Genomic DNA, 17,253 nt, shown 5'->3' with positions numbered 1-17,253 from the left:
CCAGATACCTCGATACCAGCGGTTGATTCTGCCATTTCTCCCAGTTCTTCATACTCGCTGAAAGAAATCTTTGCAGAACCCTTACGGTTTCTTGAAGGCTGCCGAAAGTGTCCAGTGAGCATGGATTGCTCGTCCTTTGAGGCCACGGATCGGCCGCTGTCGATTCAAGGTGCCCTGAGGGGGAGCAGTGTTCGATTCCGTGACCTCGCGCGCATTCTCCAGCGCGCTGGACGGTCTGGCCATGCGCCAACGCGCCATCGCCGACAACATCGCCAACGCCAACACCCCCGGATACCAGTCCCGCCGCGTCGCCTTTGAAGACGCCCTCGCATCCTCCGTGGGCAAAGGCGAGGGCCAGGTGCAGGCCACCGAGGCTCGTTCCCTGGAACCCACGCGGCTCAATGGGAGCAACGTCAATCTCGACACTGAGACGCTCGCGAACATCGACACGGTGCTGCGCTTTCAGTTCGCCGCCCAGGCGGCCGGCGGCCAGTTCAACAGCATGCGCACCGCCCTGAGGAGCAACTGATGGCTCTGGATGCGATCGGCATCGCCGGGACTGCTCTGACCGTCCATCGCAAATGGCTGGATTCCGTCTCCGACAACATCGCCAACGTCAACACTGTGCGTGCCACCGATGAGGCGGCCTTCCAGGCGCGCTATGTCAACGCTCAGGCCGACGCCGCAGGGCAGGGCGTTCACGTGGCGGGTGTTGAATACGGCGACGCCGAAGGCCGGATGACCCACGAGCCGAACCACCCACTGGCAGATGAGGACGGCTACGTGCGCTACCCCGATATCGACATGGCGGAGCAGATGGGCAGCCTCATCATGGCTCAGCGCGGATACCAGATGAACGCGGCCGTGGTGGATCGCGCCAAAGAGACCTACCAAGCCGCACTCCAGATCGGACAGAACCGATGATCGAAGGCATCGCCCCCGCAGCAGGGGTCGCCGCCGTCTCCGGCACGGGCTATGTACCCGCCGCCGGCGCCGCCCAAGCCACCGGCCAGACCCAGCGAGCCGAGGCGCCCGAGGGCAGCTTCGCCGCCACCCTCGGTGGAGCCATGGATGAGGTGCAGTCCCTGCAATCCACGTCTCGCGACCTTGGGGTGAAGGCACTGACCGGGGACCTCACCGACATGCATGAGGCCACGCTGGCCTCCTCGCGCGCCTCCGTGGCCCTGGAGATGGTTGCTACGGTCCGCAACCGCGGGGTTGAGGCGTTCAACGAGATCATGAGGATGCAGGCCTGATGGCGCAGGTTCCAGCCCCGCTCGCCCGCCTGGGTCAGCGGCTGCGCGAATTCACCATCGCCCAGCGCACCATCGCGATCATCGGCGTCGCTGTCCTGGTCCTCGGCGGCGTCGCGCTGAGCACCTATATGTCTCAGCCTCGAATGGCTCCGCTCTACAGCGGACTGGACCCCGCCGATGCCTCCGCGATCGTGGAACAGCTGCGGACCGACGGCGTCCCCTATGAGCTCACCGCCGGCGGAACCTCGGTGATGGTCCCCGAGGCGCAGGTCTACGACGCGCGGCTCAACGCCGCGGCCGACGGGCTGCCCAATGCCTCCACGGGCGGGTACTCCCTGCTGGACGACATGGGAGTCACCTCGAGTGAGTTCCAACAGAACGTCACCTATAAGCGGGCGCTCGAGGGCGAGCTGGCCGGCACCATCGAGGCCATCGACGCTGTGGAGCAGGCCTCGGTCACCCTCGCCATTCCGGAGGAGACGGTCTTCGTCGACTCCGCCCAGGAGCCCACCGCTTCGATCTTCGTCCAGGAAGCGCCGGGCGCCACCTTCGGCGATGACCAGATCCAGTCCGTGGTCCACCTCGTCGCGGCCGCTGTGGACGGGCTTGACCCCGAGAACGTCTCCCTGGTCGACGCCGAGGGAACTCTGCTCTCTGCAGTGGGAGTCGGCGCGGCCGGAGGAAGCACGCAGCAGGCGAGTGACTATGAGGAGCGGGTCAGCACCGCCGTCCAGACCATGCTTGATCGGGTCGTGGGGCGTGGGAACGCCACTGTGGCCGTGGCGGCCGACATGTCTCTGGAGTCTGCCGAGCGCCTCGAGGAAGTCTTCGAAGAGCCCGAGGACGCCCCTGCGCTCAGCGAATCCACCCGAACCGAGGAATACACAGGAACCGGTGGGGGAGCGGCAGGTGTGCTGGGACCCGACAACATTGCAGTGCCCAATGAGCAGGCGGGCGAGGGCAGCTATAACGCCGAGGAGTCCGATCGCAGCAACGCGGTCAACAAGGTCACCGAGAACCGGTCCATCCCGGCAGGAGAGCTCACCACCCAGTCGGTGTCCGTCGCCGTGGACGACGCCGCAGCGGCAGGGCTCAACGTCGCCGACCTGACCACCATGGTCAGTGACGCCGCCGGCGTCGATGAGGCCCGCGGTGATCAGGTCAGCGTCTCCCTGGTGCCGTTCAGCACGGCCGATGCCGACGCCGCAGCCGAGGCGCTCGCCGCCGCGGAAGCCGCCGACGAGGCCGAGCGTCGTGCCGCCTGGCTGCAGACCATGGCGATCGGGGGAGCCGCAGTGCTCCTGCTGCTCCTGATCCTGGCCATCGCGCTGTTCATGCGCCGCAGCCGGCAGTCTCGTGAACTGGTCGATCTGGGCGAGCCCTTCCCCACCGGTGAGATCACCGCGGGGCGGATGGCGGCGCTGCAGCCGACTGAGGAGGTGGCCGCCCCGGTGCTGGAAGCACCGGGGGACTACGCCACAGCATCGATTCCACGAGTGGTCGCAGACGAACCCACTGAGTCGCAGCTGGCGGAATGGGACCCGCGGGATCAGGCGCACAGCAAGCGCGCAGAGCTCAATGGACTGGCCTCCCAGGACCCGGCTCGCATGGCAGAGCATCTGCGTGCACTCATGGAAGAGGACAGCCGCGTATGACCCCCTCCCCAGGCTCCGCTGAGAACCTCACCGGGACACAGAAGGTCGCCCTGGTGCTCATGCAGATGGAGCGTGCCCAGGCCTCGGAGGTGCTGCGGCACTTCTCCGAGTTTGAGGCCGACGAGGTGATCGCCGAGATCGTCCGACTCCGCCGGGTCGACCGCAGCATCGCCGAGGAAGTGGTCACCGAGGTCTTCACCGCGATCTCCTCAGGGGCACCGCTGCCGCGCGGCGGACGCGATTTCGCGGCCGGACTGCTCAATGACACCTTCGGCAGCGCGCAGGCCGATGCCGTGATGAACCGACTGGCCTCGACGATGGCCGGCAAATCCTTCGACTTCCTCGAGGCGGTGGACCCCAAACACATCAGCGTCATGCTCGATGATGAGCTGCCACAGACCGTCGCGCTCGTCCTGGCCCATCTGAAGCCCGACATGGCCTCTGCGGTGCTCGCCGGAGTCGAACCCGACCGGCGCACCGACGTGGCCACCTGCCTGGCCACTATGGGCCCCGCCTCTCCCGACGCTGTCCGCACTGTGGCCGATGTGCTGAGGTCCCGCATGGGTGCCGCAGTGGCACCGACGGAGCCGCTGGCCGCCGTCGGAGGCATCGACCCGCTGGTGGAGATCATCAACCGTTCCAGCGTGACGGTGGAGCGGGAGCTGCTCGAATCACTCACGCTCAAAGACAAGGAACTCGCGGAGGAGGTCAAGTCCCGCATGCTGACCTTCGCCGACCTGGTGCGCTTCGACCGCCGCGGGGTCCAGCGGGTGCTCCGCGGAATCAACCCCTCGAGCCTCGCCCTGGCGCTCAAGGGCGCCCCCGAGAACGTGGTGCGCGTCGCCCGGGAGAACATCACCGAGCGAAATCGGGAACTCCTCGATGCGGAGATGCGCTCGCTGGGGCCGGTGCGCATGTCCCAGGTGGACGAAGCCCGCGCCGACATCGTCCGGGTGATCCGCGAGCTCGAACAGGAAGGTGGCATCGCCATCCAGCGCGTGGAGGAGGAGGACACCCTTGTCGTCTGAGACCACCCGCACCGCAGAGGAACCGCCGGTGAGCCTGCTGGACTTCGGAAACTACGGCGGCCCTGGGCCGACCGATGCCATCTACGCGGGAGCCAAGACCCACGGCTACGCGGCCGGATATGCGGCAGGCATGCGCGCCGCGGCCGAGGCCGCCAGGCGCCAGCGCGAGCGGATCCAGGCGGCGGCCGAGACCGCCCAGCAGGAAGCCGCGGCCGAGGTGCTCGCTGCGACGGCCGCGCTCAGAGGTGCCGCCCAGGCCTTCCATCGGGAGGTCGCACCCGTGGTGACCTCGGTTGAGACCATCCTGGTCGAGGCTGGACTGGAGCTCGCGGAGGAGATCGTGGGCACCGAGCTGCTCCACGGAGAGCATTCGGCCCAGGCAGCCCTGGCTCGCGTGCTGGGTCACCTGGAGCCTGCAGACGTGAGCAGAGTCCGCATGCACCCGCAGACGGCGGATCAGCTGCCCGAAGGGGCCGCCGCGCAGGCAGGGGTCCGGATCGTGCCCGATGCCCAGCTTCGACCCGGCGACGCCGTCGCCGACCTTCCCGAAGGATTCCTGGACGCCAGGATCGGCGCGGCGCTGCAGCGCTGCCGGGAAGCTCTGCTGGCCCACCGTGCCCAGCAGGACCACGAGAGTCAGGCCCATCAGGTCCGTGAAGGCCAGGGACGATGAGCGTCTCGATGATGGTGACAGCCCAGGCCAGGATGCTTGCCGCCGCGCGCCCGGTGATCGCGGGCAGGGTCAGCCGCATCCTTGGGCTGAGCCTCGAGGTGACAGGCCTTCAGAGCCCGCAGGCACTGGCTCGGTCGGGCTCGGCTGTGCCAGTGGGAACGCTGCTGAGCATCGGAGCCGCCAGCATTCCCGCGGAGGTCGTCGCCGCGGAGGGTTCCGTGCTGCGCTGCATGCCGCTGGCACCGCTGGAAGGCGTGGCGGTGGGCGACGAGGTGCAGCGGGCCGCCGGCCCGGCGCTGGTCCCGGTCGGTGCAGGGCTGATCGGTCGCGTCCTTGACGGCCTGGGCCGCCCCTTGGACGGCAGGGGTCCGCTGGGGCCTCATGACCTGGTCCCGCTTGAGCAGGCTCCCCCCACCCCGATGAGCCGTCGCCGGATCACCGAGCAGCTGCAGCTGGGCATCAGGTCCATCGATGCGCTGGCCTCCGTGGGACGCGGCCAGCGGATGGGTCTCTTCGCCGGATCCGGCGTGGGCAAGTCCTCGCTGCTCTCCATGGTGGCCCGCGGCACCGAGGCTGCGGTCAACGTGATCGTGCTGGTCGGTGAACGCGGCCGTGAGGTCCGCGAGTTCCTCGAGGATGATCTCGGGGCGGCTGGACTGGCCCGCTCCGTGGTGGTGGTCGCGACCTCCGACGAACCGGCACAGATGCGCCTGCGGGCAGCGTTCACCGGAACCAGGATCGCGGAACATTTCCGCGCCCAGGGCCAGGACGTGCTGATGATGATGGACTCGTTGACCCGGGTGGCCATGGCGCAGCGCGAGATCGGGCTTTCCGCGGGCGAGCCGCCTGCCACGCGCGGATACCCTCCCTCCACGTTCTCTCTGCTGGCCAGGCTTCTGGAGCGCGCCGGCACCGACGCCGCCGGAACCATCACCGGCATCTACACCGTGCTGGTGGACGGCGACGACTACAACGAACCGGTGGCCGACGCGGCCCGGTCCATCCTCGACGGCCACGTGGTCCTGGATCGCGCCCTCGCCGCAGCAGGCCACTATCCGCCGATCGACGTGCTGGGCTCCATCTCCCGAGTGGCCGGGCGCGTCATCACGCCGGAGCAGGCGGCCACTGCCACTTCGCTGCGCCGTGTGCTGGCCGCGCGGCGTGCGGCACAAGATCTCCTGGACGTGGGGGCCTATCAGCGCGGGGCCAATGCCGCCGTGGATGCGGCCGTGGACCATCAGGACGCCATCGATGGGTTCCTGCGCCAAGGCCTGGATCAGAGCATCCCGCTGGCCGTCACCTGGGACCACCTCCGCACGCTCGTTCGACGCTGGGAAGGCACCTCATGAGCCGTGGATTCGGACTGGCCGGGCTCAAACGCCTGCGCGACCTCAAGGAAGCCGGCGCGGCAGGGAAGCTCGCGGTGGCCAACGCAGACCTCACCCGCGGACGACGACGAGCCCAACAGGTCTCTGACGCAGCCGCAGCCACTCAGGAAGACGTGGCCACCGGGGCGGACCTGCTCGCGCTCGCCGCGGCGCGCGCCTCGAACCGCAGCATGCTCACCGAGGTCCAGGCCCACCTCGCCGCCTTGCAGGCCACGGCCGATCGCGCCGAGGAGGAGCACCACCACGCCCGGCGCGACGCCGTGATCGTGGAGAAGCTGGAGCAGCGCCACGCGCAGGCGGCGGCTCGCGCCGAGCTCAGCGCAGAACAGGCGCGATTGGACGAGGCCGCCCAGCGCGGACACCAGGGAAGAAGGCGGGCATGAGCTTCACCGATGTCATCGGCAGGGTCGGGCAGATCGAAAGCAGGATCGCCCAGGTCTCCGGCGCGCAGCGCCAGACCAGCACGGCATCGGCAGCCGCGACGTCCGCCGCACAGAACGGGGCGTTGCAGAGCGTCCTGGCCGACCCGACCAGCACGAGCGGCACTGATTTCAGTGCTGTGATGCGCAGCCTCACGGGTACTTCCACCGGGGCTGGACCCGCCGCAGGATCGGGCGGGGCCGCGAGCCCGACGGGCGGGTCTGCTTCGGCAGGGGCTTCCGGGTCAGCCGCGGCGAACGGTGCCGCAGCGGCTTCGGCGTCGCGCAGCCAGGGAACTGCGAGGTCTGAGTCTGGGTCCAGCTCCGGGCCTGGTTCCCGGTCTGGCGGAGTGGACGGCAGCGACGTCGTCGCTCAGGCGAAGAAGTATCTGGGCGTGCCCTATGTATGGGGCGGCACCAATCCCGATGTGGGACTGGACTGCTCGGGTCTCGTGCAGCTGGTGTTCAAGGACCTCGGCGTGAAGGTCCCGAGAGTGACCTACGACCAGCTGAAGACAGGCACCGAGATCCCGACGCTGGCACAGGCGCGGCCGGGCGATCTGATCGTCACCCGCAACGGGGACCACATCGGGATCTACGCGGGGGACAACAAGATTCTGCATGCTCCCAAACCCGGTAAGGACGTGGAGATCCGGGAGATGTTTGAGCGTGACGCCGATATCCTCACCATCCGGCGAGTGGTGGACGCCCCGGGGGCCTCCTCTCCCCGGAGCGACGGCGAGATCGCCGCTGCCCAGCGATCACAGTTCGAAGCTTCGCCGCGCACCAGGTCTGGAGCGAACTCATGACCGGACCGATGAATCTGATCTCCGCACCCGCACGGGAGCTCGCGCCCGCCTCGCGGAGGAGCGGCGCGGAGGCCGGCCGATTCTCAGCTGAGGCTGCGCCTCAGCACGCCTTCGAACAGGTGCTCGATATCGCCCGACAGCACCCGCAGCAGCCGCAGCGCCAGACCGACAGCGCCGACAGCGCTGCAGGAGCAGGCGCGGAGACACCAGTGCCGAATGAGCCGACCACTCCGCGGCGAACCGGCATCCCCGCCTTCTTCGCAGCGGCTTTGGGCCCCACCGTCGAGGTCTCCGGCTCGACGGCACAGCACGGAAACACCGCTGCGCCGGTCATCGACCTGGACCTCGTCAGAGGGACAGTCAGTCTCGAATCGGCGATCCCCGCGATGGCCGGCGAGAGCTCTGTATCCGCCGAGACTGCTGCCGCCGATACCGAGGTGGCTGAAACGTCCGGGACCGAGACCACGGACGTCAGAACTTCTGCAATCGCGTCAGGGCTGGTGGAGGACGCGAGGACCGAAGCGGCAGCGGTCGAGCCCAGCGCAGGCACAGACCAGCTCGGCACAGACCAGCTCGGCGCAGATGCCGAGCACGCCACGTGGACGCGTCAGCCCGCCATGCCCGCCGTGGAAGATCCCGCTGCGCAGTCGGCGCGGGACGGCCAGGCCGACGGTTCTGGCCGACCAGCCGGTGAGGAGCCGGTGTCCGGTGCGAGTCAGAGCGTCCGGCCGGATGCTCGGGTCGGACCGGATCAGGTGCCTGCAGGATCCCCCGCTCGGCAGGGCGAAGGTGCCGGCGTCTCTGCAGAGCAGCTCGCGGCTCGGGGAACGCCTCCTGCTTCCTCCACGCACCAAGCCACAGCTCCCGGCGCCGAACAGTCTGCCGAGAACTTCCCGGAGGGGCGGGACACCCGTGTGCACCAGGGTGCTGACCCTTCGACCTCCGCACTCGAGGTTTCACGTCAGCAGGCCCCGGAAGAGGCTGCGGTCCATGCCTCGGTGCGCACTGGGACAGGGGAGGGGAGTGCGGCGGGCTCCACCGGGGCGCACGCACCGACGCTGCCTCCTTCGGATGTCACGATGTCGAATAATCAGACTCCTGGCACCGGGGTGCCGGCCGGAGTCACAGGTGAGACGCCACTCGCCCCGGCCAGCGGCACCACCAACACTCCGACATCGGCTCCAGCGCCCATGCCACAGGCGGGAGCCGTCCAGCCGACAGCAGCGCCGGCACCTGCAGCGGCAGCGCAGCCATCCGCCCCCGCCGCACCACCGCTGCAGGCACAGCTGGCAGGTCCCATCGCCCAGCTGGCCACCGGCCCGGCGGGGGAGAAGATGCTGACGGTGAACGTCGCCCCGGAGAACCTCGGCCCGGTCACGGTGCGTGCCAGCATCAGCGGTGACGCCATGCGGATCGAGCTGTTCGCTCCCCAGGACGTGGGGCGCGAGGCGCTGCGCGGGATGCTCACCGACCTGCGCCGTGACCTTGCCGGGCTCGGTCTGGGCTCGAGTCAGGTGAGCCTCGGGGAGGGGGACCCGCCGTCGTCCTCCTCGGGTCAGCCGCGTGGAGACGCGCCGATGGGGGAACGCTCACGTGACCCCGCTGCGGGTCACCAGCCGACTGGGGACTCAGAACCGGGAGACCAGCAGCGTGACCCGAGCGCCGAACAGCTTCTGAACCAGCCCCCCGGGGCAGCGGCGATCCCCCGACTCGTGGGTTCCGCCCTGCTGTCCGAGGCGCCGCAACCTGTGGGGCTTGACCTGATGGCCTGAACAGCCCGCCGAATCCTCACCCACACCTCACTGCCACAGTCCCCAGGAGACCAGATGCCGATCACGCCTATAGACGCCGCTCAGCCGAGCCGCTCAGCCTCGATAGAGACCGAGTCGATCGATGCCGCCCGCCGCGCCGGCACCGATCCGAGTCAGGCGCCTCGTGAGCTGAAACAGACCATGGACGGGGAGGTCTTCCTGAAGCTGCTGGTCACCCAGCTGACCAATCAGGATCCCAGCTCGCCCATGGACACCAATGACATGATCGCGCAGACGACTCAGCTGGCCTCCATGGAGCAGCTCTCCGCACTGGCCCAGTCACAGCAGAGCGCGCTGGGCGTGGGGCAGCGCACGGCAGCCGCTGCGCTCATCGGGCAGAGCGTGACCACGTCCCCGACGCCTGCAGATCCTGCTGTCACCGGCATCGTCACCTCAGTGACCTTCGGTGAGGGCGAGCCGCAGGTGCTCATCGACGGCACCGCTCACCCCTATTCCAGCATCGCCGCCGTGGCAGCTGTCGATGCGCAGGACTGACCCGCCATCTGCTGACCAATCCTGCTTCCATTCCACCCTCGACGCTTCAATCTCACGCTCCAGCTCTCACCGAAAGGCACGCACATGCTTCGCTCACTGAACTCAGGTATCTCGGGTCTGCGCTCGCACCAGACCATGCTGGACACCACCGGCAACAACATCGCCAATGTGAACACCTCCGGCTTCAAGAGCCAGAGCACCCAGTTCCAGGACACTCTCTCGCAGATGACCCAGGGCGCCCGAGGTGCCGCCGAGGAAATGGGTGGAGGCAACCCGGCGCAGGTCGGCCTCGGCGTGCAGGTCGCCGGCACAGCCACCAACTTCACCCAGGGCTCGGCCCAGTCCACCGGCCGCGCCACCGACATGATGATCTCCGGAGACGGCTTCTTCGTGCTGCGCAAGGGCGGCCAGGAGATCCTCTCCCGCGCGGGCACCTTCGACTTCGACGCGCAGGGTCGACTGGTCAGCCCCGACGGAGGCATCGTGCAGGGCCGCATGGCGGCGAACGGTCAGCTCCCCGCGGGAGGTGCACTCCAGGACATCGTGCTCCCGGTGGGCCTGACCGCGCCCGGCACCCAGACCACCACTGCCGCCGTGGACGGAAACCTCCCCAGTGAAGCGGCCGTGGGCACCACCAAAACCCTGGACCGGGAGATCTTCAACGCCGACGGCTCGAGCGACACGCTGCAGCTGAGCTTCACCCGCACTGGAACGGGCTGGAACGTCACCGGACCCGGGGTCCCGGGGGGTACGGCGCTGACGCAGAATGCCGACGGCACCCTTGCCGGGCCGAACGTCAACGTCGGCGGCGTCCAGGTCGACCTCGCCGGCCTCACCGGCTACGCAGGCCTGGACACCGCGTCCATCGGCGAACAGAACGGCACTGCCGCAGGGGTTCTGCAGTCCTACACCCTCGGTGCCGACGGCACGCTGACCGGTCGCTTCAGCAACGGCGCCCAGCAGCCGATCGCGCAGATCATGCTGGGTCAGGTCGGCAACCCTGCCGGACTCGAAAAGCTCGGCAGCTCGGGTTACACCGTGACCGCCAACTCCGGGGCACTGGACTTCATGGCACCAGGAGCGGCAGGAGTGGGCACGCTCGCCGGAGGCATGCTGGAGATGTCCAACGTGGACCTCTCCCAGGAGTTCACGAACCTGATCGTGGCCCAGCGTGGCTTCCAGGCCAACGCGCGCATCATCACCACCAGCGACGAGGTGCTGCAGGAGCTGACCAACCTCAAGCGCTGAGTCCCTGGAGGACTCGTGATGTCTCCCGCATGAGAGAGGATCCGGTCCTGGTCCGAACTGCGGTTCGGGCCAGGGCGGGAAGCCTCCATCGGGTGCACCCTATGTGTCAGTGCGTGCCGTTGAGGATGAGCTCCACGGCCTTTTGCGGCGCGTCCCACTGCGGGAAGTGTCCGCACCGGGGGAACCAGTGCAGGGTCGCATCGGGGAACGCCGCCACAGCCCGATGGGCTTGCCGCGGAACGGTGACGAGGTCGCGACGTCCCCACCCGATGGTGACGCGACCGGGGACGGACCCGAGCGGAGCGCCCTGCTGCTTGGGTCCCTTCGTGAGCGCATCCATGGCTGCATCCGTCGCCGGAGCATCGGCCAGCCCGAGCAGGTCGGGCAGCACAGTCTTCTGCGTCAGCGACCACGGGTGAGCCGAGAACTGTGCGAGCAGCGCGGACCGACTGACGCGATTCCCCAGCAGCGCCGGCAGGGCACCGCGCAGAGCACGGACCAGAGAGATCGAGGGCCGAAGTGTATAGCTGAACACCGCCAGCTCGCGCTCGCTCCAGAAACCCCCAGGGTCCAGCGCCACGGTGTCACCACCGACCCCGCGTCTGGCGAGCTCAAGCACGATCCGCCCACCCATCGACTGCCCGGCAGTGGCTACGCCTTCCAGCCCCTGCTCGTCGATGAACTGTGCGACCGAATCGGCGAGAGTGGCGATCGAGACCTCACCAGAGCGCGGCGGCGTCTTACCGAATCCGGGCAGGTCGATCGCGATGACTTCCCGGTGCGCGGCCAGCTCGTCGATGATCGGATCCCAGGACTGCAGGCCCGCCCCGAGACCGTGCACCAGCAGCAGGGGGCTTCCGTCGCCTTTTCGCACGTGGTGAAGACTCATCTCACCATTGTAGGGATGGGGGAGGCGAGCTCACTTCCGAGCGGGGTGAGGCCTCGGGTCATGCTCGATGCGCTGATGACGACCCCTGGTGGGGGCTAACGAAGCGTTCGGATCAGCCGACAGTGTGTCCTGAAAGGACGTGCTGATGATCGTCGTGACCAGGCTCAACGGATCCCGCTTCGCGGTGAATCCCGATCTGCTCGAGCGCATCCAGGAGCACCCGGACACGGTGCTGCTGATGGTCAATGGCGCCCGATACGTGGTGCGTGAGCCGATGGATGACGTCATCGGTCTGATCGTCGGCTTCCGCGCTCGCGTGGTCGCGGCCGCTTCGACCAGCGCCTCGTCCGCATCAACCCACCTGCCCGCTGAGCCCCCACCCAGGATGGTCTGATGGATCCCGCAACTCTGCTCGGACTGCTCCTCGCCTTCGGCGCCATGTTCGCGATGCTCTTCCTCGAGGGCGCCCACGTGAGCTCCATCCTGCTGCCGGCGCCGATGATCCTCGTCTTCTTCGGCACCATCGCCGTCGCAGTGGCCGGCGGCACGCTTCGCGACGCACTCCTGGCAGTCAAAGCACTCCCCAAAGCTTTCACCGGTCGCGTGGCAGCGGCTGAGGAGCGCATCGACAGGCTGGTCTCACTCGCCGAGGTCGCGCGCAGCGACGGGCTGCTCGCCCTCGAAGCCGAAGCGCAGCTGGAGGAGGACCCCTTCCTCGCGCGCGGCCTGCAGTCGCTGGCCGACGGCGTGGACGGGGACTCCCTGCGCCAGCAGCTCGAAGACGACATCGCCACCAAGGACGCCACCTCCCAGGTGGCCTCCCGGTTCTACAGCTCCATGGGCGGCTACGCGCCCACAGTGGGCATCATCGGAACCGTCGTCTCACTGACCCACGTCCTGGAGAACCTGTCCGAGCCCGATGAGCTCGGCCATATGATCGCCGCCGCCTTCGTCGCCACGCTGTGGGGGCTGGTCTCGGCGAACTTCATCTGGCTGCCCATCGGGGCGCGGCTGGGTCGCCTGGCCCAGCTCGAGCAGGAGCGCATGGAACTGACCATGGAAGGTCTGCTTGCGATCCAGGACGGCAATCAGCCGATACTGCTCGGTGAACGACTGAGGGCGATGGTCCCCGCTCACGAGCTGCGCGCCGAGCCCGCGACGTCGACCTCGGCGCCGGATCTCAACGAGGCGCTGTGAGCTCCCCGGGCTCACCGGTCCGCCGATCCTCCTCAGCCCACGGACAGGGTGGGACGGCCCGCGGTTCGCGACGTCGCGGACGCGGCTCGTCAGGGTCCGGCGGCTCGGGACATGGCGGCGGCGAGGAACGCTGGATGGCCTCCTACATGGACATGGTCACCGTGCTGATGTGTCTGTTCATCGTGCTCTACGCGATGTCCACCGTGGACCAGGGCAAGTACGAGCAGCTGCGAAACTCGCTGGCCACCGGATTTGGCACCGAGAGCAGCGAAACCGTGGACACCGCCTCCGGAGTGGTGGTGCCGCCTGCCATCGTCGACCAGGAGGGCCCCTCCTCGGAGCTCAGCCAGGCCGCGGAGCAGGGGCTGATCGAGGATGCCACCGAGGACAGCGTCGCCTTGGCGCAGGCGGAGATCGAGGATCTTCGGGAGCTGCAGCGCAAGCTTCAACAGCGGCTGGATGACGCGGGACATGAGGGCAGCGCCGAATTCGTCCTCGACGAGCGTGGGCTCACGGTGCGCCTGGTGGGGGCTGAGACCTTCTTCGACCCCAACAGCTCCACGCTCAATGACGAGGGTCAGGAGGTCATCGACGCCATCGCCCCGGTGCTCGCGCCCACGAAGCGGTTCTTCGAGGTCGGAGGCCACGCCGATGTGCGCCGACCCGTGGAGCCCTACCCCACCAATTGGGAGCTCTCCGCCAGCCGTGCCACGGGAGTGCTGCGCGAACTCGTCGAGGTCGGTGGGGTCGACGCCACCAAGATCATCTCCGTGGGCTACGGCGACGCCCATCCGGTGGATGAGCGGCTGTGGCTGAATCGCAGGGTGGATGTCACGGTGCTCTCCGATGAGCCAGAACAGATCCGTGAGCTGCTCCCCGGGCTGGCGGAGGCCGCGGAGGAGGCCTAGGAGACACTGGTCAGAAAAATAGTCTCCCCCATCCGCTAACCGGCAGGTCAGAGTCTCCGATAGTGGCCGACGTGTCCTCTACGCTTCTGCCGCCGTCGCATGATGCGACGCCGGTGAGCACCCCTGCCTCGGCGGACGAGCCGGTGCCCTATGACTTCCGTCGTCCCACCACGCTCTCCCGCGAACACGCGCGCACGCTGGAGCTGGCCTTCGAGACGTTCGCGCGCCAGTGGGGCACCCAGCTGACGGCCCGCGTCCGGGTGCTCTCCCAGGTCACGCTGGAATCGGTGACGATGCAGACCTATGACGACTACATCGCCCGTCTCCCCGCCACCACGGCCATGGTGCTCTGCGCCATCGAGGGACTCGATGCGCGAGCTGTTTTTCAGTTCCCGGCCGCCGGCGCGCTGAACTGGGTCTCCCATATCCTCGGCAGCCCGCACGCGGTCGATGTCGAGGAGCGAAAGTTCACCGGCATCGAGCAGACGCTCGTGCGGAACCTGGTCACGGAGACTCTCGAGGATCTGCATTATTCACTCGGCGGGCTGCTCAAGAGCACGGTGACCGTGGACGCGATCCACTACAACGCCCAGTTCGCCCAGGCGGCCACGAAGTCCGACCTGATGCTGGTCGCCGCCTTCTCCATCCGTGTGGGGGAGCGTTCGTTGTTGGCCACCGTGGCGCTCCCGGGGGACGCGGTCCTCCCGCAGCTGGGCGAGGAGAACCCGATCGACACAGGTGGTCACGCCGTGGAGCTGCTCCACGAACACATCGTGCATGTCCCGATGGAGCTGGCGCTCAGCGTCAATGATGCCCAGATCACCCCCGAACAGATCCTGAACCTTTCGGTGGGTGACGTTCTGCGTCTGCCGCACCCTTCCCACCGCCCGCTGAATCTGACCGTGGATGGTCAGCGGCTGGGCACAGCAGCCGCTGGCTCCCATGCCGGGCGGATCGCCGCCGTCGTCGTCTCCACTGAGGAAAACACACTATGAGCTCGCCCCAGAAGACCGAGTCCGGCCACGCCGACACCCAAATCCTGCATGCCTCTGCCGCCGAGGCGCTGTCCGCAGCGCTGCCGGTCAGCGTCCCCGTCACGGCCCGCCCGTGGAAGGACGCAGCCGGTGCTGCGAACGGCGATTCCGCAACCCCTGACCTCGCCGCGCTGGCCGGTGCCGCAGACCTCGTGGTGGCGGCATTCGTCGGCAGCATCTCCGCCGACCTCGCGGTGCACGTGGACACCGCGATCCTCGGCGACGCCGCCGACCTGGACCCGAAGCTCGTCTCCCTGGACGATGTGCTGCGCCCGGCCTTCGAGGCGGCCACCGGAGTCCTGGGCGCCGGAGTGCTCTCCACGGTGCCCGCCAGCGCAGCGCCGGCGCTGCTGCAGGACAGCGAGACGGCGCTCTTCCAGCTCGTCGCTGATGATCGGGGCGTCGGCTGGTTCGCGCTGCGACTGCGTGAACCCGCCTCAGCCACCGCGACCGACAGCCGAACCCAGAGCGGCCAGGGCACGACGACGGCGGCGCAGCACCCCGATCAGCACGTCACCTCCCGGTTGAGTCGGCTCAACAACGTGCAGATGGCGCTGACCGTGGAGATCGGGCGCACCCGAGTCTCCGTCCGAGACGTGCTGGCGATGGAGCCGGGCGCGGTCATCGAGTTGGACCGCAACGCCGGAGCCCCGGCCGACGTGCGGCTCAACGGCAGGCTCATCGCCCAGGGCGAGGTGGTGGTGATGGATCAGGACTACGGCGTGCGCATCACCAAGATCCTCGACTCCGCGGAAGGCCTTGCCTGAGTGGACAGCTTCTTCCTGATCCTCAGGGTCGCGGTCTCACTCGCCGCTGTCCTGGGGCTCATCTGGTTCATCAACCGCCGCTGGTCAGGACGGACCACCTCAGCGACCCCGCACGCGGTCACGATGATCGGACGCCAGGCCTTGGGACAGAAGTCCTCAGTGGCCGTGGTGGACATCGATGATCACCGCTACGTCATCGGAGTCGCTGAGCAGAGCGTCACCCTGCTCGAGAGCTACCCTGCTCCCGATCCTCTGCCCGTGGAGGCGGCCGCGGCGAGCTCCGCCGGACGCTACTCCGCCGTGAGCCGCGGCTTCGAGCAGAAGCTGCGTTCCGCCGTCGCGCTCGCCCAGGGCAGGACCGGTCATGACCGGGTCGGCAGCCAGTCCCCTTCCCGCACCCAGGATCCGCACCAGGACCCCACGCAGTGAACGCTGCCGCGCACACGAGTGTCCTCGCGTCGACGCTGGCCCAGGCGCTGGCACCCGAGCCAACAGCAGGACCCGAGCCGACAGCAGGACCCGAGCTGCGACAGCTCGGCCGGAAGGTGCTGCTGGTCCTGCTCCTGGTCCTCGCGGTGGGAGCCTCACTGTGGCTCTCCTCCGGAACAGCCTCGGCGACCCCGGTGGACCCGCCGGAACAGCCAGCTCCGGGGGAGCCCGCACCCGCCCCCGGAGACGACGACGGCGGCGATGCAGGACAGGACGGCGAGGGCGGAGAAGGTGGCGGCGGCCTCTCCGTGGACATCAACGGCCCGGACGGCACGCCCAGCTCCGCGGTGGTCACACTCATCGCCATCACGCTGCTCTCGGTGGCGCCGGCGCTGCTGCTGATGATGAGCTCCTTCACGAAGATCTTCGTGGTGCTCGCACTGACCCGGAATGCCCTCTCGCTGCCCTCGATCCCGCCGAACCAGGTGCTGGCCGGGCTGGCGCTGTTCCTCTCGCTGTTCATCATGTCCCCGGTGCTCAGCGAGATCAATGAGCTCGCCGTGCAGCCCTATACCGACGGCGGGCTGACGTTCACCGAGGCGCTCGAGGCGGGATCCGAGCCGCTGCGCCAGTTCATGCTCGCGCACACCCGCGAGGAGGACATCGCGCTGATGACCCGGGCCGCCGACCTGGAGAACCCCGGCTCCCCGGAGGACGTGGCGCTGACCACCCTGATTCCTTCGTTCATGATCTCGGAGCTCCGTGCGGCGTTCATCATCGGCTTTGTGATCTTCGTGCCCTTCCTGGTCATCGACCTGGTCGTCGCCTCGGCGCTGATGTCCATGGGCATGATGATGCTTCCGCCGGTGATGATCTCGCTGCCCTTCAAGATCCTGCTGTTCATCCTCGTCGACGGGTGGGGACTCATCATCACCGCCCTGGTCGGCAGCTATTCGGGAGGTGGCTAGGCATGGATACCAACGCCGTGCTCGACATCGGGCTGGCTGGGCTCGTGGTCGCCGCGAAGCTCTCGGCCCCGGTGCTGATCACCTCACTGGTGGTCGGCTTCGCCATCTCGCTGTTCCAGTCGATGACGCAGATCCAGGAGATCACGCTGTCCTTCGTGCCCAAGGCGGTCGCCGTGGGCATCGCGCTGGTGGTCTGCGGACACTGGATGATCTCCGAGATCGTGAGCTTCACCCATACTCTCTTCGAGCGCATACCGGCCCTGCTCGGGGGCGGATGAC

The 17,253-nt window shown here is 68.2% G+C and carries 21 protein-coding genes; 20 read left to right on the top strand and 1 reads right to left on the bottom strand.

All coding sequences use genetic code 11. The annotated features are described in order from the left end of the window. Positions 1-187: 187 nt before the first annotated feature. The 12 genes from flgB (at position 188) to IY716_RS05760 (ending at position 10,782) form a co-directional block, all read left to right on the top strand. Positions 188-529, top strand: coding sequence for a flagellar basal body rod protein FlgB (gene flgB / locus IY716_RS05815; protein WP_218220615.1), 342 nt, complete (start codon positions 188-190; stop codon positions 527-529). Then, entirely contained in the window at positions 529-924 is a 396-nt protein-coding gene (gene flgC / locus IY716_RS05810) for a flagellar basal body rod protein FlgC (protein WP_218220614.1), read from the top strand. Before flgB ends, flgC begins: the two co-directional genes overlap by 1 nt. Continuing rightward, entirely contained in the window at positions 921-1,256 is a 336-nt protein-coding gene (gene fliE / locus IY716_RS05805; RefSeq protein WP_218220613.1) for a flagellar hook-basal body complex protein FliE, read from the top strand. Before flgC ends, fliE begins: the two co-directional genes overlap by 4 nt. Then, positions 1,256-2,911 carry a flagellar basal-body MS-ring/collar protein FliF gene (fliF, locus tag IY716_RS05800; protein WP_218220612.1) on the top strand — a complete coding sequence of 552 codons (1,656 nt, stop codon included), beginning with the start codon at positions 1,256-1,258 and terminating at the stop codon, positions 2,909-2,911. Before fliE ends, fliF begins: the two co-directional genes overlap by 1 nt. Beyond that, positions 2,908-3,939, top strand: a complete 1,032-nt coding sequence (gene fliG / locus IY716_RS05795; protein ID WP_218220611.1) for a flagellar motor switch protein FliG — start codon at positions 2,908-2,910, stop codon at positions 3,937-3,939. Before fliF ends, fliG begins: the two co-directional genes overlap by 4 nt. Further along, entirely contained in the window at positions 3,929-4,612 is a 684-nt protein-coding gene (locus tag IY716_RS05790; RefSeq protein WP_218220610.1) for a FliH/SctL family protein, read from the top strand. The genes fliG and IY716_RS05790 overlap by 11 nt, the downstream gene beginning before the upstream one ends. After that, positions 4,609-5,961 carry a FliI/YscN family ATPase gene (locus tag IY716_RS05785; protein ID WP_218220609.1) on the top strand — a complete coding sequence of 451 codons (1,353 nt, stop codon included), beginning with the start codon at positions 4,609-4,611 and terminating at the stop codon, positions 5,959-5,961. Before IY716_RS05790 ends, IY716_RS05785 begins: the two co-directional genes overlap by 4 nt. Next, positions 5,958-6,383, top strand: a complete 426-nt coding sequence (locus IY716_RS05780) for a flagellar FliJ family protein (RefSeq protein ID WP_218220608.1) — start codon at positions 5,958-5,960, stop codon at positions 6,381-6,383. The genes IY716_RS05785 and IY716_RS05780 overlap by 4 nt, the downstream gene beginning before the upstream one ends. Next, on the top strand, positions 6,380-7,228 hold the full coding sequence (locus IY716_RS13885) for a C40 family peptidase (protein ID WP_218220607.1): 849 nt from the start codon (positions 6,380-6,382) through the stop codon (positions 7,226-7,228). Before IY716_RS05780 ends, IY716_RS13885 begins: the two co-directional genes overlap by 4 nt. Continuing rightward, positions 7,225-9,000, top strand: coding sequence for a flagellar hook-length control protein FliK (locus tag IY716_RS05770; protein WP_218220606.1), 1,776 nt, complete (start codon positions 7,225-7,227; stop codon positions 8,998-9,000). Before IY716_RS13885 ends, IY716_RS05770 begins: the two co-directional genes overlap by 4 nt. A gap of 54 nt (positions 9,001-9,054) precedes the next feature. Beyond that, positions 9,055-9,534: a flagellar hook assembly protein FlgD gene (locus IY716_RS05765; RefSeq protein ID WP_218220605.1), complete on the top strand. Its 480-nt coding sequence runs from the start codon at positions 9,055-9,057 to the stop codon at positions 9,532-9,534. Positions 9,535-9,618: 84 nt separating this feature from the next. Continuing rightward, complete coding sequence (locus IY716_RS05760) at positions 9,619-10,782, top strand: flagellar hook protein FlgE (RefSeq protein ID WP_218220604.1); 1,164 nt, start codon at positions 9,619-9,621, stop codon at positions 10,780-10,782. A gap of 106 nt (positions 10,783-10,888) precedes the next feature. Here the strand turns inward: IY716_RS05760 and IY716_RS05755 are convergent, their stop codons facing one another. Further along, on the bottom strand, positions 10,889-11,671 hold the full coding sequence (locus IY716_RS05755) for an alpha/beta fold hydrolase (protein WP_218220603.1): 783 nt from the start codon (positions 11,669-11,671) through the stop codon (positions 10,889-10,891). A gap of 145 nt (positions 11,672-11,816) precedes the next feature. Here IY716_RS05755 and IY716_RS05750 point away from each other — a divergent pair, with 145 nt between their 5' ends. From IY716_RS05750 to fliQ, 8 genes are all read left to right on the top strand, one after another. Then, positions 11,817-12,065: a flagellar FlbD family protein gene (locus IY716_RS05750; RefSeq protein WP_218220602.1), complete on the top strand. Its 249-nt coding sequence runs from the start codon at positions 11,817-11,819 to the stop codon at positions 12,063-12,065. Beyond that, positions 12,065-12,868, top strand: coding sequence for a motility protein A (locus IY716_RS05745; protein ID WP_218220601.1), 804 nt, complete (start codon positions 12,065-12,067; stop codon positions 12,866-12,868). Before IY716_RS05750 ends, IY716_RS05745 begins: the two co-directional genes overlap by 1 nt. Further along, complete coding sequence (locus IY716_RS05740) at positions 12,865-13,776, top strand: flagellar motor protein MotB (protein WP_369699603.1); 912 nt, start codon at positions 12,865-12,867, stop codon at positions 13,774-13,776. Before IY716_RS05745 ends, IY716_RS05740 begins: the two co-directional genes overlap by 4 nt. Before the next feature lie 71 nt (positions 13,777-13,847). Next, on the top strand, positions 13,848-14,771 hold the full coding sequence (locus IY716_RS05735) for a flagellar motor switch protein FliM (RefSeq protein WP_369699602.1): 924 nt from the start codon (positions 13,848-13,850) through the stop codon (positions 14,769-14,771). Then, on the top strand, positions 14,768-15,577 hold the full coding sequence (gene fliN / locus IY716_RS05730; protein ID WP_218220600.1) for a flagellar motor switch protein FliN: 810 nt from the start codon (positions 14,768-14,770) through the stop codon (positions 15,575-15,577). Before IY716_RS05735 ends, fliN begins: the two co-directional genes overlap by 4 nt. Next, complete coding sequence (locus IY716_RS05725; RefSeq protein WP_218220599.1) at positions 15,578-16,006, top strand: flagellar biosynthetic protein FliO; 429 nt, start codon at positions 15,578-15,580, stop codon at positions 16,004-16,006. It abuts the gene before it with no gap. Positions 16,007-16,101: 95 nt separating this feature from the next. Then, positions 16,102-16,974 carry a flagellar type III secretion system pore protein FliP gene (gene fliP, locus IY716_RS05720; protein ID WP_218221424.1) on the top strand — a complete coding sequence of 291 codons (873 nt, stop codon included), beginning with the start codon at positions 16,102-16,104 and terminating at the stop codon, positions 16,972-16,974. A gap of 2 nt (positions 16,975-16,976) precedes the next feature. Continuing rightward, on the top strand, positions 16,977-17,252 hold the full coding sequence (fliQ, locus tag IY716_RS05715) for a flagellar biosynthesis protein FliQ (protein WP_218220598.1): 276 nt from the start codon (positions 16,977-16,979) through the stop codon (positions 17,250-17,252). The last annotated feature ends 1 nt before the right edge of the window (position 17,253 follow it).

It is taken from the genome of Nesterenkonia sp. Act20 (genome assembly GCF_019173455.1).
GTDB lineage: Bacteria > Actinomycetota > Actinomycetes > Actinomycetales > Micrococcaceae > Nesterenkonia.
The sequence above is the reverse complement of the archived record's forward strand: the minus strand, read 5'-3'. Positions and strand labels throughout refer to the sequence as shown.